This window comes from Mesorhizobium sp. M1329 (genome assembly GCF_040318035.1).
Classification (GTDB): Bacteria; Pseudomonadota; Alphaproteobacteria; order Rhizobiales; family Rhizobiaceae; genus Mesorhizobium.
The window spans coordinates 36,041-57,736 of the sequence record NZ_JAMYLN010000036.1 but is presented as its reverse complement, the minus strand read 5'-3'; the positions used below and the strand labels follow the sequence as shown (position 1 = coordinate 57,736).

Below are 21,696 nucleotides of genomic sequence, written 5' to 3'. Positions count from 1 at the left end.
ACTGCCATCGCGATTCCCTCAGCGCGTCCGCCTCAGAGAATCACAATCAGCGAATTACGCAACAGGCTCCTTGTGGGAGAAGGTGTCGCCGAAGGCGACGGATGAGGGGTGCTCCAGCTTGGCATCGCCTCATTCTTCCAACACCCCTCAACCGTCTCGGCGCTAACGCGCCGATCCACCTTCTCCCACAGAGGGAGAAGGGGACGCGCTCCTATCGCCGAGTCTGAAAATCCGCCGCTGCGGCGCATGGCCGGCGCCCGGACGTGCACATCCGTCTTGACGCCAGCCCAAACCGCGCCGCACAATCGCTCGTAGCAGGCGAAGGGAGGCCAGTCGCCTGCGGGAGGATATACCCATGACGGAAGCGATCAGGCTCTACTGGGGCCGGTTCGGACATGTTTCTGTCCTGAACGTCGCCAGCGACTTCGTCACCCATGCCCATGTCGAGGCGCATATCATCATCTGGCTGGAAGGCACGGCCGGCGAGATGACCATCGGCCGCGAGACGGTGCGTCTTGGACCGGGCACCGCCGCCGGCATCAATTCCTTCCAGCCGCACAGCCACGCTCTGTCGCGCGACGGCACGCCTGGCCTCTTCCTCGCCTTTTACATCGATCCGGACTGGGCTCGAAAACGCCGCGAGCTGCCTTCCTCCGCGCCGCTGTTCGCGAGCCCGGCAATCACGCTCGAGCCTTGGCTGCACAAGGCGGCGGCCAACCTCCTCGACCATCTCAGCGACAATGAGAGCATCGACGATATCGCCAATTACGAGATCGAGCGCTTCATCGACAGCGTGCTCGACGCCGCCGACGCGTCCGCACCGCAGACCGTGCGCGTCCGCGTCAACACCATGCAGGATTTCCGCGTCCGCAAGGCGATCCAGCTGATGAAAGCCAATGTCTGCGAGCGCATCTGCTTCGACGACGTGGCGCGCAGCGTCGGCCTGTCGCGGCCGCATTTCTTCGCGCTGTTCAAGGAACAGACCAATCTGACGCCCAACGTCTATTGGAACACGCTGCGCATGGAGGAAGCGGTGCGGCAGTTGCAGTGGTCGCAGGAGCCGCTGATCTCGGTCGCCTGCAATCTCGGCTTCACCACCCAGGGCAATTTCTCGCGCTTCTTCCGCGACCATGTCGGCGTCCCGCCGACGCTTTACCGTGAGGCGGCGCGGGCGATCAGCTGAGCGCCCGTTTTTCAGACTATTTGATAGGCGTTCAAGACGCATTGATAAGCGCTGCCGAGCCTGCCGCCCTACCCTCCCAAGCAGCTGATTTGCAAGGGAACGATCATATGGCGAAAGTCACCATCTCCAGCGTCATCGACGCACCGGTCGAAAAGGTCTGGGCGCGCATACGCGACTTCAACGGTCTGCCGACCTGGCACCCGCGCATGGTCGAAAGCCACATCGAGGACGGCAAGGACGCTGGCATGATCGGCTGCGTGCGCAATTTCCAGCTCGCCAGCGGTGCCCGCCTGCGCGAAAAGCTGCTCGATTTCTCCGACGAGAACTTCCTCGTCAGCTACTCCATCCTGGAGACGCCGCAACCGCTCACCAACCACAAGGCAACGCTGCAGTTACGGCGGGTGACCGACGGCGACCGCACATATGCCGAATGGACCGCCAGCTTCGATGCGCCCCCAGAGGAAGCCGACAAGCTGGCCGAAGGCATGGGCGCAAACGTCTTCCAGGGCGGCTTCAACGCCCTGAAGGCGCAGTTCGCGGGCCAAGGTTGAGCTGAATTGAGCTGACAAACAGGGGCGTTCCATGGCGCTTGCATTGCAGACTTTCCCGACGGTGAAGGACGCCGGCGCAGCGCTGAAAGTCGCCGGCACCCGCTATCTCGGTGGCGGCACGCTGGTCGTGCGCGCCGCCAATGAAGGCGACGTGTCGATTTCCGGTTTCGTCAGGTCGACCGAACCGGCGTTGTCGGCCGTGACCGTTTCCGGCGGCACGGTCCGCATTGGCGCTTCGGTGACCATGGCAGCAATCGTCCGCCATGCGGATCTCGCCCCGCTGGCCAGCGCCGCGCGCGCCGTCGGCGGACCGGCGATCCGCAACATGGCGAGCGTCGGCGGCAATCTTTTCGCGCCGACGCCTTACGGCGATTTCACCGTGGCGCTGCTGGCTCTGGATGCAACCGTCAGCACTGGCGACGGCGAACTCCCGATCGAAACCTTCCTGGCGAAACGCGAAAGCAACCACGCCATCGTCACCGCGGTCGGCTTCACGCTTCCGAAGGAAGGCGGCTTTCGCTTCCTGAAAGTGTCGAGGGTCAAGCCAAAGGGCATTTCCGTGCTGAGCATCGCGACCGTGCTGGAACAGGCGCCGGACGGCAGCGTGTCATCAGCGCGGATCGCGCTCGGCTGCATGGCCGACCGGCCTATCCGTGCCAGCGCGGCAGAGAATGCCTTGATTGGCCGGAAACTCACCGCGGACGGCATAGCACCGGCACTGGCTGTTGCCCGCGACGGCACTTCGCCGCCAACCGATCCGATCGCCAGTGCCTGGTATCGCAACGAAGTCCTGCCGGTCCATCTCGGCCGGCTGCTGCTCGCCTCAAAGCCCTGGCCGCGGCGCAAGGAGTAAAAAGATGGCAAAGGTCCCGGTTCAGTTCACGCTCAATGGTGCAGAAAAGGCCGAGTTCATCGACAGCGGCACGACGCTGCTTCACGCGCTGCGCGACAAGATCGGCGACACCTCGCCGAAAGGCGGCTGCCACCAAGGCACCTGCGGCGCCTGCTCCGTCATTGTCGATGGCGAACTCCGGCTGTCCTGCCTGACGCTGGCCGAGACCTGCAATGGCGCCGCCATCACCACCACCTCGGGGCTGGCGGAAGGCGGCGTTCTGCATCCCTTGCAGCGCGCTTTCCTCGACGCCTTCGCGACCCAATGCGGTTTCTGCACGCCAGGCATGATCATGGCGGCCAAGGTGCTTCTCGACCAAACCCCGAACCCCAGCCGCGAGGACGTGGTCGAGGCGCTGTCGGGTAATATTTGCCGCTGCACCGGCTACGAGCCGATCATCCAGGCGGTGCTGACCGCCGCACGCTCCAATTCGCAGAACGCGGCTTGAGGAGGTCAAAAAGATGGAACTCCGCAAGAATTACTTCGCCGACCAGCGCAAGGACGATCTGCACGAGATCGGCCAGCCGCGGCCGCGTTCGGATTCACCCGGCCATGTCACCGGCAAGACCGCCTATTTCGCCGACCGCAATTTTCCCGGCATGCTGCATTTGAAGATGGTGCGCAGCCCGCACCATCACGCCCGCATCCGCAGCATCGATACGTCAGCGGCGGAAAAGCACTCGGGGGTCGTCAAGGTGCTGACCGCCAAGGATGTGCCGCACAATGTCTACACCATCCTGATCCTGATCCAGATCGGGCCGGAGGACGAAACGGTGCTGGCCGACGGCAAGGTGCGCTGGAAGGGCGAGGCCGTGGTGGCGGTGCTGGCCGAGACCGAGCGTGCCGCCCAGGAAGCCGCCGCCAAGGTCAAGGTCGACTACGAGGTGCTGCCGGCCGTCTTCGACATGGAGGAAGCGCTGAAGCCCGGCGCGCCGATCGTCAACGAATATCACGGCCGGAACTATTACCTCTACGACAGCGGCGAATGCCGCAAGGTGCGCTTCGGCGATGTCGAGGCCGGCTTTGCCGAGGCCGACCACGTGCTCGAACAGACCTACCAGTCTTCACCGATCGAGCATGCGCCGACCGAGACGACAGGCTGCATCGTCGCGCCGGAGGGCAACGACCGCTTCACCTGCTACACCAACACGCAGGCGATGTTCTTCACCCTCGACAACGCCTCGATCATTCTGCAGATGCCGGGCAACAAGCTGCATTTCGTCGGCGGCACCGTCGGCGGCGGCTTTGGCGGCAAGGTCGACGTCATCGTCGAGCCGATCGCCATCCTTGGCGCCAAAATAACCGGACGACCGGTCTGTTTTATCTACAGCCGCGAGGAAGAGATGCAGATTTCCTCGCCGCGCGCCGCCGAGAAAGTCGTCATCAAGGACGGCGTGATGAAGGACGGCCGCATCGTCGCGCGCAAAGTGACCGGCTACACCGACGCCGGCGCCTATTCGCGCCATTCGCCCTACGGCGCGCAGAAGGGCGCCGGACATTATCCCGGCCCGTATACGATCCCGAATGTCTGGATCGACACCTACTGCGTCTACACCAACCGCACCCCGTCCTCGGCGATGCGCGGTTTCGGCGTCACCATCGGCGACTTCGCGCTGGAGGTGCAGATGGACAAGCTCGCCCGGCTGATCGGCATGGACCCGCTCGAATTCCGCTTCATCAACGCCTACCGCGACGGCGACATCAAGGCGCATCGCCAGCCGACCGAGGGGGCGGCGCTGATCGAATGCATGCAGGAAGCCTCGCGCGCCGCCAACTGGCCGGTGGCGGAACAATTCATGGCGATGTCGTCTTACGCGAAGGGAGCTTGAAATGGCGATCAGGCGCGGACGCGGCGTTGCCGCGATCAACTATCCGACCGGCATGAATCTCGGCGGCGACCCGACCCAGGCGCTGGTGCATTCGACGCCGACCGGCAATTTCATGGTCACGCTCTCCAGCGTCGACCTGGGCCAGGGCATGAAGCAGATCATGGCGCAGATCTGCGCCGAGACGATAGGCGTGCCGACCGACCGCGTCGTCGTCGACACCGCCGACACAGACACCGGCCCGCACTGCATGGGCACCTTCGCCTCGCGCGGCACCCATCGCGCCGGCAATGCGGTTATCCAGGCGGCCAGGGAAGCCCGCCAGGTGATGCTGGAAGTGGCGGCCGAGGAACTTGAGGTAAACGCCTCGGACCTCGAGACCGACGGCCAGGGCAATATCCTGGTCAAGGGGGCGCCACAGAAATCGATCTCGATCTTCGATGTCGCGCTGTCGGCGCATTTCAAGCGCGGCCGTTCGATTTCCGGCCGCGGCATGTTTTTGATCCCCCGCTCCTATCCGGAAAAAGAAACCGGCGCGATGAAGCCCTCGACCTGCTATGCGCACGCCTGCACGGTGGCCGAGGTTGAGGTCGACGATGAGACCGGCGAGGTCACCGTGCTGGCGGTGAAGAACGTGTTTGAGATCGGCCGCGCGCTGAACCCGAAAATGGTCGAGCAGCAGTTGGTCGGTGGCTCATGGATGGGTATCAGCCATGCGCTCTACGAAACGACCGAGCCCTACTATCCCAACCGCGACCATGGCGGCACCGACTTCAACCAATATCTGATGCCGGGTCCTGGCGATCTCGCGCAAACCGAGATCATCGTGCTGGAACGACCCTCGGCGGACGGGCCGTACGGCGCCAAGGGGCCGGGCGAAATGTGCGCCAACCCGCAGATCCCGGCGGTCGCCAATGCCGTCTTCGACGCCGTCGGTGTGCGCATCGACACGCTGCCGATCACGCCGGAGCGCATCCTGCGGGCGCTGAAGGCGCAAGCGTCGAACTGAGTGCTGGAAATGGCTAAGAGAAGTGCCGAGACAGTCGCGACCTCGCCGGAGGCGGTGGCGTCGCGCCTCGCCGCCTCGCACTATCTCGCCGATGAGAGCCTGGCAACTGCCATCTTCCTGGCGATCCGGCTGGGCAAGCCGCTGCTGCTCGAAGGCGCACCCGGCGTCGGCAAGACGGAGGCGGCGAAGGCGATTGCCGAAGTGCTCGGGCGAGATCTGGTGCGGCTGCAATGCTATGAAGGCATCGACGCAGCACATGCGCTTTACGAGTGGAACTATCAGCGCCAGCTGCTCGCCATCCGCCACGCCGGTGAGCATGAGGTTGACATCTATGACGACCGTTTCCTGATCGCGCGGCCACTGCTGCAGGTGCTTAAGGCGCCGGAAAAGCGCGTGCTGCTGGTCGACGAGATCGACCGTTCCGACCATGAATTCGAAGCGTTGCTCCTGGAATTCCTGTCGGATTTCCAGATCAGCATTCCCGAGCGCGGCACCATTCGCGCGACGGCGCAGCCGATCGTCATCCTGACCTCGAACCGCACCCGTGAGCTGGCCGAAGCGCTGCGGCGGCGCTGCGTCTACCACTGGATCACCTATCCCGACGCCGGGCGCGAGGCCGAGATCATCATGCTGCGCGCCGGCGATGTTGCCGAGGCCACGGCGCGCGCGGTGGCTGCCGCCGTGCGCGATATTCGCGCCCGTCCGCTGGCCAAGCCGCCCGGCATCGCCGAGGCGGTCGAATGGGCCAACGCCGCGACGATCCTCGAAAAGGGCGGCAGCCCGTGGCCGGAAGCGTTTCGCCGCGCCATCGGCGTGCTGATCAAGGATGAGGAGGACCTTTCCTGCATCGCGCCCGAGCTCGGCAAAATTGTCGAGGAGGCGCTGGCGTGAGCCCCGCGGCTCTGCCTCGAGGGGCGACGCCGTTCCTCGGCTTCGGCCGGCTGCTGCGCCGCTACGGCTTTGCGGTGGCGCCCGAGCAGGTCTCCGGCTTCATGCAAGCGGTGACGCTGCTCGGTCTCCGTTCGATGGCCGACATCCGCGAAGCTGCGCTCGCGACGCTGGCGCCGCCGCCCGACCGCCGCCACGAATTCGAGGCGCATTTCCGGAGCCATTTCTATGGGGACGGAGAGGCGCTGGTCGAAGGCGACAGCGACGAGGAAACCCGCATCAAGGATGACGGCGAAACCAGCGAACAAGAAATCGAGGTAATCCGCCAGGAAGAAGGCGGCGAACTGTCTTCGGCCAGCGAACAGTTGAGCGTCCGCGAATTCAGCCGCGATAGCGACGGGCTTGCCGCCTTCCGCCGCAAGCTCGCCACCGCTTTGCCCGCCCGCCGCTCCTTCCGCACGGTGCGCACGCATGCGCGCGGCAAGCTCGACCTGCGCCGCTCGCTACGCGAAATCGTCAGTGCCGACGGCGATATCCCCTCACCGCTGCTGCGCCGGCGGCAGACAGTGCCGCGCAAGCTACTCATGCTGATCGACGTATCCGGATCGATGAAGCTCTACACATCGGACTATCTCAAGCTGGCGCATGCGGCCGTGCAAGGCGCCGACCGGGCGGAGGTCTTCACCTTCGGCACACGGCTGACCCGTATCACCTCGGCGCTGCGCATTCGCGACCGCGACCAGGCGCTGGCCCGCGCCGCTGCCCAGGTCGACGACTGGGACGGCGGCACCCGCATGGGACCGACGCTGCTCGCGTTTCTGTCGGTGCCGCGCTTCTCCGCCTTTGCGCGCGGGGCGGCAATCGTCATTCTGTCGGATGCGCTGGAGCGCGGCGATCATGCCGGGCTGGAAATCGCGATGCGCCGGCTGAGCGCCCGCGCCTTTCGGCTTTCGCTGGCGACGCCGCTGGCCGGCGATCCACGCTTCCGGCCGGCAACGGCGGCACTTCGCGCGATCCTGCCGGTGCTCGACGATCTGGTCGACGGCTCCTCAATCGCCGGTCTCACCGAGTTCATCCTGTCGCTCGCCCGCCCAGCTCCGGCGGCCGCGGCAATCTGGAAAAGGGTTTCGTGATGCAGAAGGCGATCGACGCGCATTTCCACATCTGGCGCCAAAAGGACCAGCCCTGGCTCGTCGGACCGATGGTGCCACGCATCTTTGGCCCCTACGAGCCGATCCGCCGCGATTATCCGATCGAGGAATTCCTCGCCGACCAGCAAGGCTCGGGCGTCGAGAAGGCGGTCTATGTCCAGACCAACTGGGCCAAGGAAGATTTCGAAAAAGAGGTCGCTTTCCTGCAGAAGACCGCGGAAGAAACCGGTTGGCCGCACGCCGTCGTCGGCTATGCCGACATGACGGTCGACGATGTGCGTCCCCAGATCGACCGGCTGAAAAAATATCCGCTGTTGCGCGGCGTGCGTATGCAGCTGCACTGGCACCAAACGCCGGCCTTCCGCTTCGCCGCCTCGGCCGATCAGGTCATCGATCCGAAGGTGCGGGCCAATGTCGCCCGGCTGAAGGATTACGGCCTGTCCTTCGACCTGCAGCTTTTCCCCGCCCAGATGAAGGATGGGCTGGCGCTTGTCGGCGACAACCCCGAGACGAATTTCGTTCTCACCCATGCCGGCATGCTGACCGACATGGAACCGGAGACCACCGAGGCGTGGAAGACCGGCCTGCGCACGCTGTCAGCGGCACCCAACCTCTATGGCAAGCTGTCCGGCCTCGGCACCTTCGTCCACCGCAACGACCCGGCGCTGATCAGCTATATCGTCGACGCCGCCATCGACATCCTCGGCAGCGACCATCTGATGTTCGGCTCGAACTTCCCGATCGAGAAGCTGTGGACCAGCCATGCCGAGCTGATCAGGGCGCACCGGGAAGCGGTGGGCAAGCACGGCACGACTGCAGAGGCGGACATCTTCTGGAACACGGCGGAGAAGGTTTACCGGCCGGTGTGAGGCGCGCAGACCTTCCCTTCTCCCCCTGTGGGAGAAGGTGGATCGGCGCGTAGCGCCGAGACGGATGAGGGGTGCTGGAAGAAACTCGGTGGAGGAAATCTCGGCGATTTGAAGCACTTACGTCTCCAAGGTAGCGATCCTTCCAGCACCCCTCATCCGACCGAGCTTCGCTCGGCCACCTTCTCCCACAAGGGGAGAAGGGAAGGCGCCACGCCTCACCTCACCTCGAACTCTCGATCGACCGGGATCTGCATCGCCGTGACCATCTGGTTGGTCTGCCCCGCCAGTCCGATGATCGACACCAGCTCGCCATGCTGCGCGTCGGTCATGCCTTTGGCCCGCGCCGCCGCAGTGTGCGAGTGGACGCAATAGGAGCAGCCATTGGCGGTCGAGACGGCGATGTAGATCATCTCCTTGGTCAGCGGGTCGATGGCGCTGTCGGCGACCATCACCGCCTTGAGCTGCTCCCAAACCCGCTTCAGCGAGACTGGATCATTGGCCAGCCCGCGCCAGAAATTGTTGACGAAGTCGGATTTGCGCGTCGCGCGGATATCGTCGAACACGGCCTTCACGGCGGGAATCGCCTCGACCTCGGCATCGGTCAGAAGTCTCGTGGTGGCCATGGGCAGGTTCCTTTCGTTTGAATCAGGTTTTGAGCAAAGGCGGCTAACCGGTTCGACCGATTCAGTTTCTACCTCGGAGTAGCGTAGAATCGTGGAGGTTGGCCGAAGCACCTCAGCGTCGTCATCCCAGGGCGGAGCAGCCGCGAAGCGGCGTCGCGAAGACCCTGGGATCCATGCCGTGACCTCTCGCGAGGGGTGCAGCGGAGCAGAATTCCGCACCGCTGCACCGCTCGAAAGTCGCGGCATGGATCCTGGGGTCTGCGCCGCGTCGCTTCGCTCCTTGCTTCGCCCCAGGATGACGAATGGACTGGCGACACAGCCAATTGTCGAAGTACGCATCGTCCTAATGCACCGCCGCATACATGATCTTCTCCTCCGTCGCTTCGGCCGGCGAGAACTCCTCGACGATGCGGCCTTGCCGGCAGACCAGGATGCGGTCGGATAGGTTCATGATCTCCGGCAGGTAGGACGAGATGACGACGACGGCCAGGCCTTCGTCGGCCAGCCGGTTGATGATCTGGTGAATCTCGGCGATGGCGCCGACATCGACGCCGCGCGTCGGTTCGTCGAAGATGACGATGCGCGGTTTCTGCACCAGCCCCTTGCCGATCACCACCTTCTGCTGGTTGCCGCCGGAAAGCTCGACCACCCGGGCATTGTCGTTGATCGCCTTGACGTTCAGCGTCTTCGTCCACTCCGCCGACAGTGCCCGCATCTCCTGCGCATTGATCACCCAGCCCTTTTCCCGTCCAGCCGCCAGGAAGCCGCCGAATAGGTTCTCGGCGACGTCCATCGTCTCGAAAATCCCCTCGCTCTTGCGGTCTTCGGTGACATAGACGATGCCGTCCGCCACCGCCTCGCTGGGCACGAGATAGCGCACCGGCCGGTCGTCCAGCTCGATGGTGCCGCCGCGCAGGAAGTCGCGCTTGTAGATGCCGGAGACGATCTTGAACGTCTCGGTGCGACCCGACCCGATCAGCCCGAAGACGCCGGTGATCTGGCCCTCGAAAATCGAGAAGGAATTGTTGCGCACGACATTGCTCATCGAGATGTCCTGCACCGACAGCACCTTCTTGCCGGCCTTGCGCAGCCTGGCCTCGTCGCGCTGGCTGTAGAGCTGTCCCGACAGCGTGCGCCCGACCATGGCGGCGACGATCCTGTCGCGATCGAAGGCGGCTGTGTCGTCGGTGATCACCAGTTCGCCGTCGCGCAGGATGGTGATGCGGTCGGCGATATCAAGCGCTTCCTCGAGCGCATGGCTGATGAAGACGATCGACACGCCCCTTGCCTTGAGCCGGCGGATCAGTGCGAAGAAGTGCCGCTTCTCCTCCGGCGTCAGCGTCGCCGTCGGCTCGTCGAAGATGATGATCTCGGCATTGTGGTGGACGGCGCGCGCGATCTCGACCATCTGCCGTTTGGCCGCGCCAAGCGTCGCCACCATGGCGTTCGGGTCGACCGGAAAGTTCAACGACTGCAGGAACTGCTGCGCCGAGATGTAGGTGCCGCGCAGCCGGTTGAGAAAGCGCTCGGTGCCGAGATAGAGGTTCTGCGCCACCGTCATCGACGGCACCAGGCTGGTCTCCTGGAATACCATGGCGATGCCGGCTTCAAGGGCGGCGTGCGGCGAGGGGTAGGCGATCTCCTGCCCGTTGTGGAACATCTTTCCCGATGTCGCGTCGACGACGCCGGCGATGATCTTGGTCAGCGTCGATTTTCCCGCGCCGTTCTCGCCGAGCAGCGCGTGGATCTCGCCCTTGCGCAGCTCGAAGCTGACCTTCTTCACCGCGGGCACGCCGCGATAGGTCTTGGTTACGTTCTCCAGGCGGACGATCGGTTCCATCAGCGATGCCCTTCTGGAGCCAGGTCGATGGCCAGCAGGCAATCGCCGCCTTTCGAGGCAATGAACAGGCGACCGTCTTTCTCCGCCACGCTGCAGATGCCATGACGCGTGCCGTTGGCGCGGCTGTGCAGGCTGTACTGCGGCCGCATCTCCCGATCGAGCCTGACCACCAGCCCGTAGGAGCGGCTCGGCGACCATGGCTTGTGGATGCCCATGGTGCGGATGCCACCGCATTGCAGCGGCTCGAGGAAGCTTCGATTCGAGGCGAGCGCCGGCGCGATCCAGTGCTGCGGCGGCACTTGCGCCAGCATGTCGTTTCGATAGTGCTTTTCCTGCAGCACGAATTCGATCAGCCGGTTTCGGGGCGCAAACAGCGTCAGCCAGGCGCCACCTTCGGCGGCAGTCGACAGGCGCGAGGGATAGCCGGGCAGATGCGCCAGCACCGTCGAGCGGCTGCCCGTCGCGCCATCGAAGCGGACAAGTTGGTGCCGCCAGCTCTCGCTGACCAGCACATCCTTGCCGGTTGGATGCAGCCCAAAGGGAAAGGCGATGTCACCGGCGACCTTGCGGAATTCGCTGCCTGCCGGATCGCGCTTCCACAGCGAACCCGACGCACCCTTCTTCATCAGATCGGCGGCCCATTGCGACGGCCCGTGGTCGGCCGAGCCATTGGCCAGCCAAAGTGTGCCATCCGCCGCATAGGCGACTGCTGTAATGCAGCGGATCTCGGCTGGCAGGGAAGCGCCTTCGCCTGCGATCAATAGCTTGCCGCTTTCGAGCGCCACCGTCAGCTCTCCGGCGGGCGAGCGCGCGAGCGCGGTGACCGCGGCCGGAAATGTCTCGACCAGAACAGGCGCGGCACCGGCGGTGAGCGCGTAGACGGCATTGCCGCTGGAGGCCAACAGCCGGCCGTCGGCAACCAGCAGATTATCGGGCTCGGTCAGGCCAGCAAAAGCCCGAGCATCGTCCAGCAGCGTATTCGGCCTGAAGGCGCCATCGAGCGGCGGGATTGTCACCGCCTTGCCGCGAAAGATGTCGAGGATCGGGTCCAGCATCATGGCTTCGCTCCCCAATAGGAAGCGGGGCTGGTCCAGTTCGGGTCGGCGCCGGCAATCCGGTACCGACCGATCCGGTTGTTGAGGATACCGCCCACGAACAGAAAACCCTTGTGCTCGCGCATCGAAGTGACCATCGGATGCGCGGCGCCCGACAGGTCGCCCATCGCTTCGAGGATGCCGCCCTTCTCGTCGAATTTCACTACACCGCCGGTGTTGATGTTGGGGAACAGCCATTCGTCCTGCGGCAGCCGGCGCGTCATGCGCTTGCGCATGTCGGGATGGCGCAGCGACAGGTCGAAGCTCGGCGTGCGCATGCCTAACCAGGCCATCCAGTAGTTGCCGTCTGACGCCCGGTTGATGTTGTCGGGGTAGCCCGGCATGTCGCGGATGACGCATTCGGCCGTGCCTGCTTTCGGCCCTTCCAGCCAGTAGCGGTGCACGCGGCAGGCCCAGCTTTCGGCGAAGAACAGCGACTTGCCGTCATGCGCCATGCACACGCCGTTGGTGTAGCGGTAGCCGTCTAGCAACGTCTTCGTCGAACCGTCCTTCGGGTCATAGACGAGCAGCCGCCCGGTGGCGCGGTTCTCGATCGAGTCCAGCGCCCAATCGTGCGCGTCATAACGCTTGGTGGAATCGGTGAAGTAGATGCGGCCGTCCGGCGCGATGTCGCAATCATTGGGATCGCGCAGCCGCGCATCGTCAACGATCGAGGTCCAGGAGCGCGACGTTTCCGCCGAAAGCCGCTTCACCTCGCGCTGCGGCGAGACCGAATAGAGGCCCATCGCGCCGACGCAGCTGATCAGGTTGCCTGTCTTGTCGAAGGCCAGGCCGAGCGGAAAGCCGCCAATATGGGCAAAGACCTCCGAGCGTTTGTAGTCCGGCGCGAAGAAGCGGACGATCTCGCCATGCCTGGTGCCGCAATAGAGATGGTCGTCGCGGTCGAGGATGACGTCTTCCGGCCCTTCCAGCTCGCCGAGTCCGATATGGTCAGCCTCAGATAACCGATTGTCGAGTTCGTAAGGCGTGCCTGAGCCCGGTGCAGCCGACTGCGTTGCCCCCATCTTCAAATAGACCGGCGCGACATAGACCTCGTCCAGAACCTTGTGGCGGTTCTTCAGCCAGCGAATGTCGATGGTGACGGCGACGGCCAGCATGATGCCCAGCACCATCTGGTTGGTGCCGGTGCCGTAGCCCAGCCGGATCAGCCCGTTGGTCATCGTCAGCACGATGATCGCGCCCATCAGCCCCTTGATCACCGAGCCACGACCGCCGCCCAGGCTGACGCCGCCGACGACCGCCGCCGTCAGTGCCATGACCTCGAGGTTGAGGCCTGTGCCCGGCCCTGCCCCGCTCAGCCGGCAGGCGATGAGGAAGCCGCCTAGCGAGGCGCAAAAGCCGGAGAACACATAAGTCATGAACACCGTGCGGCGCACGCGGATGCCGGCATTGTGAGCCGATCGCCGCGACCCGCCCACCGCCTGCACATGCCAACCGGGCCGCGAGCGTGTCAGCGCGACATGGGTAATGATCGCCAGGACAATCGCCGCCCACACCGCAACCGAGAGGCCCCAGAAAGTATCGTCGCCGATGAAGTCCAGGACATCCGATGTGGCATCGGAAAGCTGGACGTCGGCGGCATAGGTGGTGACCAGTATGTCGAACAGCGCCCGGCCGAAAATGAAGGTGACCAGTGTCGTCAGGAAAGCGCGCAGCCTGAAATAGCCGATCAGATAACCGTTCATCGCGCCGAACAGCAGGCCGGTGGCGATCGAGGCGGCCAGCGCCAGCCACACCGATTGTTCGAGGATGAAAAAGACGAACACGGCCGAAAAGCAGGAAAGCGCGAAGATCGAGCCGACCGAAAGGTCGATGCCGCCGCCAAGCATGACCACCGTCATGCCGGTGACGACCAGCGAAAACTCGCCGAGCTGGCGGGTCGATTCCTGCAGCGACATCGGCTTGAAGAAGCCGGGGATGATCGAACCGAACACGCCGAGCGTCGCCACCAGCGCCAGGAACGGAATGGCGTTGTCGGTCCAGCGTTTGCTCAGTATCTCGCCGACGAGATGGTCGGGCACGAGATTGTAGCGCCAGGATTGAAGGCGTTCGCGAAAGGACATCGGTTGCTGCTGCCACTCAAGAGAGAAGGAGGCGGCCGAACCCGGTCCGGCCACCTCGTCGATGCCTGCAACGGACCCGCGGTTTACTTGGCCGCAGCTTGGGCTTGCAGTGCTTTCAAGTCCCAGCAGCTGTCCGGCTTGAGGTCGGCCTTGGTCGTCGCCTTCTCCAGCGTGTAGATGTAGGTGTGCGAGGTGCCGGCCGGCTGGCCACTCTGCAACAGGAATTTTATGACGGCGTTCATGTCACCCGACTGGCGGGCAAGGTCGGTCATCACCACCGCGCCATAGGTGCCGTCCTGCAGCTTGTCGCAGTCGGCGGTTTTCTCGCCGCCACCGGTGGTGACCAGGAACACCTTGCCCTCGAGCTTGGCATCGCGGATCGCAGCCGATGCGCCCGTCGCGTCGCCGTCCCAGAAATCGATGATGGAGCAGATGTCGGGGTTCTGCTGCAGCATCGTCGTCGTCACATTGCGCGAGGTCGTCGCATCCCAGTTGGAGTCCGGCTTGGCCACGACCTTGAAGTCGGGGTTCTTGTCCAGCACCTTCATGATGCCCGCATACTGGTAGAGGCTCGACGAGTTGGCCTGGTCGCCCTGCACCAGCCCGATCTTCTTGGAAGAGTTCGGCCCACAACCCTTGATCGCCGCTTCGGCTTCCAGCTGGCCGAGCCGATCCCAGTCGCTGCCGACAAAGGCATCGGCCGGGAAGTTCGCCGGATTGTCGACCAAAAGCACATAGGTGCCGGCGGCCTGCGCCTTCTTCATCAGCTTGGCATAGGAGTTGAGGTCCGGCGAGTGGATGATCAGCACGTCCGGCCTGGTGTCCGACGAGATTGCGTCGGTTATCGCCTGCGCGCCGGCATCGACCACCCAGTTCGGGTCACGCGTCTCGAACACGCCGCCCCAGGCCTCGACCTCCGTCTTCAGGTAATGCGCCCAGCCCTGTGCCAGGTCGAAGCCCATCGCCATCGGCACCAGCATCACCCGCTTGCCCTTGAGCGCTTGCGAATAGGCGGCCGGACCCGGATCCTCGGCAGCGAAGCCTGGCGCCACGAAGGCGGAGACGGCAAGCGCTGCCGCGGCAGCCATAAATGTCCTGATGATTTTCATGTCACATCCTCTGGTTTGGTATGTCGTTCGCGGCCGGCCCCAACCGTTCGCGTCAGTCTAGATATCGCCTTGCTGCGCAGTCTGCTCGTCGCGCGGATTGATGAACCCATCGACGATGATCGCCGCCAGCAGGATCGCTGCCTTGATCAGGTTCTGATAGAGCAGCGGAATGTCGATGATGGTCATCGCGTTGAGCAGGATGCCGATCAGCGCGGCGCCCACCAGCACGTTGCGCACCCCGCCCCGCCCACCCGACAGACCGATGCCGCCGATCACCGCCACCAACACGATGTCGTAGAGCAGCGTGGAATTGACGATGCGGGTGTTGATCGAATGCAGGCTGGCGGCAGTGAGCAAGCCGGCCACCAGCGAGACCAGGGCCGACAGCACGTAGCGCAGCACCAGCATCGGGCGCACTGGAATGCCGATGTTGCGCGCCGCGACCGGGTTGTCGCCGGCGAAATAGACGTAGCGGCCCCATTTGGTGTAGCGCAGGAACAGGAAGAAGGCGAAAGCCAGCCCGGCGAAGACAAAAACCTCGACCGGGATGTCGAGGAAGCGCAGCCCGCCAAGCAGCTCTACCCAATGGCCGGGCGGCACCGGCACCGCGTCCTGCGTGATCAGTTGTGAACGCACATAGCCGAAGACAAAGGACGCAGTCGCCAGCGTCACGAAGATCGCCGGAACCTCGGCGTAGGCGACCAGGATTCCGTTCAACAGCCCGATGGCGAGAACGCCGGCGAGCACGTAGGCGAAGGCCAGCCCGTCGGATGTCCCCGAATTCAGCAGTTGCAGATACCAGGCGACCGACATCGCCATGATCGCCACCGCCGACAGGTCGATGCCCCTGCCGATTATGACGACCGCCATGCCGAGCGCCAATATGCCCAGCACCGAGACCGAGCGCACGATGGCAACGAGATTGTTCGAGTTGATAAACCCGGGCAGTCCGATGGCGGCGGCGATGAACAGCACAACCGCGATGGCAAAGACAATGCCCTCCTGGTTCAGGCTTCTCCAGTTTAGCCAGCCGGTCGCGTTCATTGCCCGCTTTCACCCGCGATGGCTACGCCCTGCTCCCTCTGCGGCCATCGGAACGAAAGCTAATCGGCTCAAGACCAATTCGTCAAATGAATCCGCGCATTGCGGGCCGGCTTGCGAGGAAATTCTGCGGTTGGACGCACCGACTGGCGAGATTGGCGCAATGCCTGGAACTCAAGCACTTTTGCAACTGATTGCGCCGGTCGAACCGCTGGCAAAAGTTTGTTCCAGGACGAGCGGAGCCGGCAGAAATTTATGTCTTCGCTCGCCGCGGAGTTCCTGCGTCAAATCCGCAAAACATGGCCCGAGACCTCGGCGCCGGCAGCGTTCGGCAACGCCAGAAAGCGGCACGAGGCGACGAGACCGATTGCGCCGATCACCAGGAAGGCAAGGCGGAAGTCGACGAGATCGAGCGCTTCCGCGCCTCTGGCGATCTGCGACAGGTTGAGCAGTGCCGCCGCAACCGCCACGCCGAACAGCATCGCCACCTGCTGCAGCATGCTGGACAACGTCGCCGCCGAGCTGCGCTGCTGTGAGGCCACATCGGCGAAGGCCAGCGTGTTCAGCGCGGTGAACTGCATCGAGCGCGAAAGGCCGGCGATCAGCATCAGCACCACCACCAACGCTTGCGGCGTCTGCGGCGAAAGCGCCGCGCAGGCCATGATCGACAAGGAAGCGATCACCCCGTTGACGATCAGCACCGAACGGAAGCCGAAGCGCCTCAGCGTCGGCGTCGTCACCGCCTTCATGCCGAGATTGCCGAGGAAATAGGCCAGGATCATCATGCCCGCATCGACCGGGCTCAGGCCGAAGCCGACCTGGAACAAAAGCGGCAGCAGGAATGGCGTGGCGTTGATGGCGATGCGGAAAATCGTGCCGGCCGACAGCGTCGAGATGGCAAATGTCTGCACCTTGAAAGCTGTGAGATCGAGCAGCGGATGGTTGGTGCGTCGCAGATGCCGCACCGCCAGCCAGCCGACCAAAACGCCCGTGCCGAGCAATGCCATGGTCGGCAACACACCGTCTTGCGGATGCGCGATACGCTCGAGGCCGTAGAGCAGGCAGGCAAGCCCGACCGAGGTCAGCAGGAAGCCCGGCCAGTCGAGCGGCTTGGCCCCGGCATCGCGGTCGCCGGGAATGAAGCGAGCGACCAACGCCAAACCGGCAACCCCCAGCGGAATGTTGATGAAGAAATTCCAGTGCCAGGAGAGATAAGTGGTGATGAAGCCGCCAAGCACCGGCCCGACCACCGGCGCAAACAGCGCCGGCCAGGTGATCAGCGCCGTGGCGTTGAGAAGCTCGGATTTCGGCGCATTGCGCAGCACCAGGATGCGGCCGACCGGCGTCATTAGCGCGCTGCCCAGGCCCTGCACCGCACGCGCGGCAACGAACTCGGCCAGGTTCTGCGAGATGCCGCAAACGAGCGAGGCCAAAGTAAACAGGGCAATCGCCACGAGGAAGATGTTGCGCGCGCCAAAGCGGTCTGCGAGCCAGCCGGACAGCGGCACGAACACCGCCATGGTCAGCATATAAACGGTGATGCCGATGCTCATCGCCACCGCCGGCACGCCGAAAGATTCTCCCATCTGCGGCAGCGAGGTCGAGATGATCGTCGAATCCAGAAGCTGCATGAAGAAGGCGACGGCGACGATCAGCGCCACCCGCCGGGCTTGCCGCGCCGCCGTCGCGGTTTCGGGCAAGGCTTCGTTTTCGGGAATGGCGGTCATGCGCAGAACTATCCGAAGGGAATTTTCACCCGCTCCATCGGTAACCGCACAATTGTCTGGCAAACCGATGACGCACCGGTTTCAACAGCATTTGGCCGGTGCCGTCCAGACATGGACCAACAAACTTTCTTGTGGCACCGCAGCCGACTATGCGATGACCTGGCCCTGCCGCCGAACCGGCCTTTCACGATCCGCCATGGCGCTTCGCGCCGCAGCCGGCGCGTCTCATGCGGCTTCGATCTTCTCCAGGAACAGGCTGAGCTGGTCCGGGTCCATGTGCACGACGTGCCTCTCTTCGGGATAGGCCAGGCTGTTTACATCGGCGACATATTCGGAAAAGGCGGCGATGCGTTCGGCCTGCAGCCGATCGTATTCGGCGGCGAAATTGCGATAGACCTTGGAATGGCGAGGCATGTGGCCACGGTTCTGGCCAAGAATGTCGTCGGCGAACAGATATTGCGCATCGCAGCCGGTGCCCGCTCCCATCGACAACATAATCAGCGACGTGCGTTCCGAAATCGCCTTGGCCACCTCGACCGGCACCACCTCGATCTCGGCGCCGATCGCGCCGGCGGCCTCCAGTTGCTTCACCGCCTCGAACACCTGCATGGCGGTGTCGGCGGTCTTGCCGACGGCCTTGAATCCGCCTGTCCAGGTGGCACGTGACGGGATGAGGCCGACATGGCCGATCACCGGAATGGCGTCGTCGGCCATCCGCTTGATGGTGGCGTAGCCGGCGCTGCAATAGACCGCATCGGCACTGGCCTTGTAGAGCCGGAACGCCCAGCGGACGAAATCATCGGCGGTGCCGATCTCGAAGAAATTCTCACCCGGCATGGTAAACAGGCTGGGTGCCGCATCGCGGTATTGCGGATTGAGCACCAGCTCCGGCGGCACCGAGACGATATCGACGCCGGCGCGTTCGGCGGCCTCGGCCTCGTCCATCGTCAGCACGCGCAGCATGGTCAGCTGCCGCTTGCCCTTCATGGCGCGCAGGTCTGCGACGGTCGGTCTTTTCCGGCTCATGGATTTTGGTCCCCTTTGCTACGTGACAGAAGGCCGGTCAGGCGATCTGGATCATCACCTTGCCAGCTTCCACCTTGACCGGATAGGTCTGCAGATTGACACAGACGGGAGCCCCTTTGGCCTGGCCGGTCTTGTAATTGAAGCGGCCATTGTGCTTTGGGCATTCGATGATGTCGTCCATCACAAGCCCATCGGCCAGATGCGCCTTCTCATGCGTACAAAACCCATCGGTGGCGAAGAATTCATCGTCCGGCGAACGGTAGATAGCGAAGGTGCGGCCGCCATGGTCGAAGCGGATGACATCTTCCTCTTCGACATCGTCCACGGCGCACGCTTCGACCCAATCGGCCATTTCTATCTCTCCTGAAATTTCTGCGTTGCGCTGATGCGCAGTACCTACTCAGCCGCCGCCGACATGTTCACTTCGTGGAACTCGCCACGATAGGGCCTCGCCGTTGGTGGCAGTTCGCGCTTGAGGAAATAATCCTCGTATTTGAGCTGCCTGAGCAGGACAGGCCAGACCTCGCGATAGGCATGCCACATCGATGGATTCGGCTCCGGCAGATCGTGCTTGATCAGTTCATGCAGCCTGGGCAGCGCGTGGTAAGGCACCATCGGAAACATGTGATGCTCGACGTGGTAGTTCATGTTCCAGTAGATGAACCGGCTGATTGGGTTCATGTACACGGTCCTGGTGTTGAGCCGGTGGTCGACGACATTGTCGGCCAGGCCGATATGTTGCAGCAGGCCGGTCAGCACCATGTGCCAGGTGCCGTAGAGGCGCGGCACGCCGATGAGCACCACCGGTATCCACGACCGCATGAAAACGGCGAGCGCGACCGTCGCGATGTAGATGGCGATATGCCAGCGCGCCGCGATGACGGCCTTGTGCTGTTCCATCTCGGGAACGTAGCTTTTCTCGTCGGGCGTCAGCTTACCGAACGCCTGGCGTACCAGCGCCGGAAGCGAATAGCGGAAATCGAGGATACCGGTGAAGGCCAGCGCGGCACGCAAAAGATCCGGCGGGCGCATCACGGCGATCTCGGCGTCGCGGCCGACGATGATGGTGTCTGTATGGTGCCGGGCATGGCTCCAGCGCCAGGTCACCGGATTGCGCATCAGCATGAAGCTGGCGATCTGATAGACGACATCGCTCATCCAGCGCGTGCGGAAGGCCGTGCCGTGGCCGCATTCGTGCCAGCGCGAGTCGCTGGACGAGCCGTAGAGCACGCCGTAGACGAAGAAGAACGGCACGCACCACCAGGTGCCCCAGAAGTAGACGGCGCCGGCGGCGGAGCCGAGGATGGCGACGATCCAGATGATCGTGTCGCGGATCGCCGGACCGTCTGAGCGCTGCATCAACTCCTTGATCGCCTTGCGGGGGACATCCGTGTGGTACCACTCCGCTGAGGCCAGTCCCGTCTCGATCGCCCTGCGCGTGCTCTCGCCGACCAGGCTGTAATCGCGCTTTACCGTGCCAGCCATTGTGACCTCCAATTCCAGCTCGACCGCGAGCCCTCCCCGCTCCGGCCTGAGCCAGCCTCCCAACTGGTGTCCCGTATCCTCTTCGCCATTATCACGACCTGCCTCCAAGAACAGGAAAATGGCCCGACGGCCGCGGGTAGTCCTCTCGCGGCTGTCTGGCAATCGCCGCGATCCGGCTTTCGGCGGCGGCGATCTCGCCAGCGCCGTCGAGAACCCGGAAAACGGCATTGTAGGAGCGGCTCTCGCCATGCTCCAGCCAGATCATCTCGCCGCGTTCGCGCGCCGCCAGATTGCCAAGCACATGATGCGTCGACGGCTCGATCCCAAGCGCGTACTGCCCGGCCTGGAAATTCTGCCATTGATAGGCGCAGGGCAACTGGCCCTTGCGCGTGATCACCTCGAAGCCGAGACCGAGACTGTCGTTGACCACCGCCACAGGGACTTCGCCGGTGCTGTCGGCGCCGAGCTCGTGCTGCCAGACCTGTTCCGTGAATCCCGGTTGCGGCGCCGGCACCGTGCGGTAGCCGACCTTCTGCGCTTCATAGCGCTCGCCGGCATGCCCGGCCCAGACGACGTCGCGGATCGGCGCCAGGTAGCGCGAACCCTCGTCGAGCACCGGATGGCTGACATTGATGTGGTAGAAATACATATGCGGCGTCCGGTTGAAACCGTGATTGACGACACGGTCCGAAAGCCGGATCTCGTTGCTGCCGACATCGGCCTCGATCCGCCGCAGCAGATGCAGATCCTCGCCGAATACGGTCGATTGCTGGACGATGCCTTCGGCCCACAATACGCAGCGGTCGCCGTCCCAGGTCTCGCCGTAGCCGGTCAGCCGCGCCGGGATGGTGCTGATGCGGCCATGTAGCGAATGGCGCACCGTCTTCTTCGGCGGGTAGTTGTAGGTGTCGGCGGGTACCTCGTTCATGAACAATATATGGTCGAGGCCGCAGGTCAGCAGAAGACCGGAAAACGACCGCGCCCAGGCCAATCCCTCCTCGCCTTCGTATTCGTGCAGGCCGGGATGGCGAAAGCCGCTCGGCGAATGCCAGCCGATCGCCTGGCCCTTGAAATCGCAATCGGCGATATCGAGCGCCCGGTCGACCAGCGCGGTGAAGCGCAGGCCGGAGCCGGTGCGGAATTCGAGCATGCGGATGCCGCGCTCGACCCCGTCGCCAAGCGTCATCAGCCGCACGCCGGCGAATTGCGACAACATGCCGGAGCGCTCCGAGACCTGCCGGCGCGACAGCGTCTTGCCGTAGAGCTCTACCATGTGACGGCCAGTTCCTTCACTTTGC

The 21,696-nt window shown here is 63.9% G+C and carries 20 protein-coding genes; 9 read left to right on the top strand and 11 right to left on the bottom strand.

Annotated elements, in window-relative coordinates; translation table 11 throughout:
• Window positions 1-355: 355 nt before the first annotated feature.
• From NKH21_RS27605 to NKH21_RS27565, 9 genes are all read left to right on the top strand, one after another.
• Entirely contained in the window at window positions 356-1,183 is an 828-nt protein-coding gene (locus NKH21_RS27605; protein ID WP_352868879.1) for a helix-turn-helix domain-containing protein, read from the top strand.
• 107 nt (window positions 1,184-1,290) lie between these two features.
• A complete protein-coding gene (locus NKH21_RS27600) occupies window positions 1,291-1,734 on the top strand; it encodes an SRPBCC family protein (protein WP_352868878.1) in 444 nt (147 codons plus the stop codon).
• A 31-nt stretch (window positions 1,735-1,765) separates the two neighbouring features.
• A complete protein-coding gene (locus NKH21_RS27595; protein ID WP_352868876.1) occupies window positions 1,766-2,587 on the top strand; it encodes an FAD binding domain-containing protein in 822 nt (273 codons plus the stop codon).
• A 4-nt stretch (window positions 2,588-2,591) separates the two neighbouring features.
• A complete protein-coding gene (locus tag NKH21_RS27590) occupies window positions 2,592-3,074 on the top strand; it encodes a (2Fe-2S)-binding protein (RefSeq protein WP_352868874.1) in 483 nt (160 codons plus the stop codon).
• A 13-nt stretch (window positions 3,075-3,087) separates the two neighbouring features.
• Complete coding sequence (locus NKH21_RS27585) at window positions 3,088-4,455, top strand: xanthine dehydrogenase family protein molybdopterin-binding subunit (RefSeq protein ID WP_352868871.1); 1,368 nt, start codon at window positions 3,088-3,090, stop codon at window positions 4,453-4,455.
• Between the two features lies 1 nt (window position 4,456).
• Window positions 4,457-5,461: a xanthine dehydrogenase family protein molybdopterin-binding subunit gene (locus NKH21_RS27580; protein ID WP_352868869.1), complete on the top strand. Its 1,005-nt coding sequence runs from the start codon at window positions 4,457-4,459 to the stop codon at window positions 5,459-5,461.
• 9 nt (window positions 5,462-5,470) lie between these two features.
• Window positions 5,471-6,352, top strand: a complete 882-nt coding sequence (locus NKH21_RS27575) for an AAA family ATPase (protein ID WP_352868867.1) — start codon at window positions 5,471-5,473, stop codon at window positions 6,350-6,352.
• Complete coding sequence (locus NKH21_RS27570; protein ID WP_352868865.1) at window positions 6,349-7,482, top strand: vWA domain-containing protein; 1,134 nt, start codon at window positions 6,349-6,351, stop codon at window positions 7,480-7,482. The genes NKH21_RS27575 and NKH21_RS27570 overlap by 4 nt, the downstream gene beginning before the upstream one ends.
• On the top strand, window positions 7,482-8,369 hold the full coding sequence (locus tag NKH21_RS27565; RefSeq protein ID WP_352868890.1) for an amidohydrolase family protein: 888 nt from the start codon (window positions 7,482-7,484) through the stop codon (window positions 8,367-8,369). Before NKH21_RS27570 ends, NKH21_RS27565 begins: the two co-directional genes overlap by 1 nt.
• Before the next feature lie 215 nt (window positions 8,370-8,584).
• Here the strand turns inward: NKH21_RS27565 and NKH21_RS27560 are convergent, their stop codons facing one another.
• The 11 genes from NKH21_RS27560 to NKH21_RS27510 form a co-directional block, all read right to left on the bottom strand.
• Window positions 8,585-8,992, bottom strand: coding sequence for a carboxymuconolactone decarboxylase family protein (locus tag NKH21_RS27560; RefSeq protein ID WP_352868863.1), 408 nt, complete (start codon window positions 8,990-8,992; stop codon window positions 8,585-8,587).
• A 343-nt stretch (window positions 8,993-9,335) separates the two neighbouring features.
• Window positions 9,336-10,832 (bottom strand): sugar ABC transporter ATP-binding protein, encoded by a 1,497-nt coding sequence (locus NKH21_RS27555; RefSeq protein ID WP_352868860.1) that lies wholly within the window; start codon window positions 10,830-10,832, stop codon window positions 9,336-9,338.
• Window positions 10,832-11,890, bottom strand: a complete 1,059-nt coding sequence (locus tag NKH21_RS27550) for an SMP-30/gluconolactonase/LRE family protein (RefSeq protein ID WP_352868858.1) — start codon at window positions 11,888-11,890, stop codon at window positions 10,832-10,834. Before NKH21_RS27550 ends, NKH21_RS27555 begins: the two co-directional genes overlap by 1 nt.
• Window positions 11,887-14,010, bottom strand: coding sequence for an ABC transporter permease (locus tag NKH21_RS27545; protein ID WP_352868855.1), 2,124 nt, complete (start codon window positions 14,008-14,010; stop codon window positions 11,887-11,889). The genes NKH21_RS27550 and NKH21_RS27545 overlap by 4 nt, the downstream gene beginning before the upstream one ends.
• A gap of 83 nt (window positions 14,011-14,093) precedes the next feature.
• Complete coding sequence (locus NKH21_RS27540; protein ID WP_352868852.1) at window positions 14,094-15,119, bottom strand: sugar ABC transporter substrate-binding protein; 1,026 nt, start codon at window positions 15,117-15,119, stop codon at window positions 14,094-14,096.
• 57 nt (window positions 15,120-15,176) lie between these two features.
• Window positions 15,177-16,163, bottom strand: a complete 987-nt coding sequence (locus NKH21_RS27535; protein WP_023675789.1) for an ABC transporter permease — start codon at window positions 16,161-16,163, stop codon at window positions 15,177-15,179.
• Between the two features lie 281 nt (window positions 16,164-16,444).
• Window positions 16,445-17,887 (bottom strand): DHA2 family efflux MFS transporter permease subunit, encoded by a 1,443-nt coding sequence (locus NKH21_RS27530; protein ID WP_352868849.1) that lies wholly within the window; start codon window positions 17,885-17,887, stop codon window positions 16,445-16,447.
• 225 nt (window positions 17,888-18,112) lie between these two features.
• On the bottom strand, window positions 18,113-18,913 hold the full coding sequence (locus NKH21_RS27525; RefSeq protein WP_352868846.1) for a 3-methyl-2-oxobutanoate hydroxymethyltransferase: 801 nt from the start codon (window positions 18,911-18,913) through the stop codon (window positions 18,113-18,115).
• Window positions 18,914-18,950: 37 nt separating this feature from the next.
• Window positions 18,951-19,265, bottom strand: a complete 315-nt coding sequence (locus tag NKH21_RS27520; protein WP_292167569.1) for a MocE family 2Fe-2S type ferredoxin — start codon at window positions 19,263-19,265, stop codon at window positions 18,951-18,953.
• Between the two features lie 44 nt (window positions 19,266-19,309).
• On the bottom strand, window positions 19,310-20,398 hold the full coding sequence (locus NKH21_RS27515) for a fatty acid desaturase family protein (protein ID WP_352564298.1): 1,089 nt from the start codon (window positions 20,396-20,398) through the stop codon (window positions 19,310-19,312).
• 91 nt (window positions 20,399-20,489) lie between these two features.
• A complete protein-coding gene (locus NKH21_RS27510) occupies window positions 20,490-21,671 on the bottom strand; it encodes an aldose 1-epimerase family protein (protein WP_352668412.1) in 1,182 nt (393 codons plus the stop codon).
• Window positions 21,672-21,696: the final 25 nt, after the last annotated feature.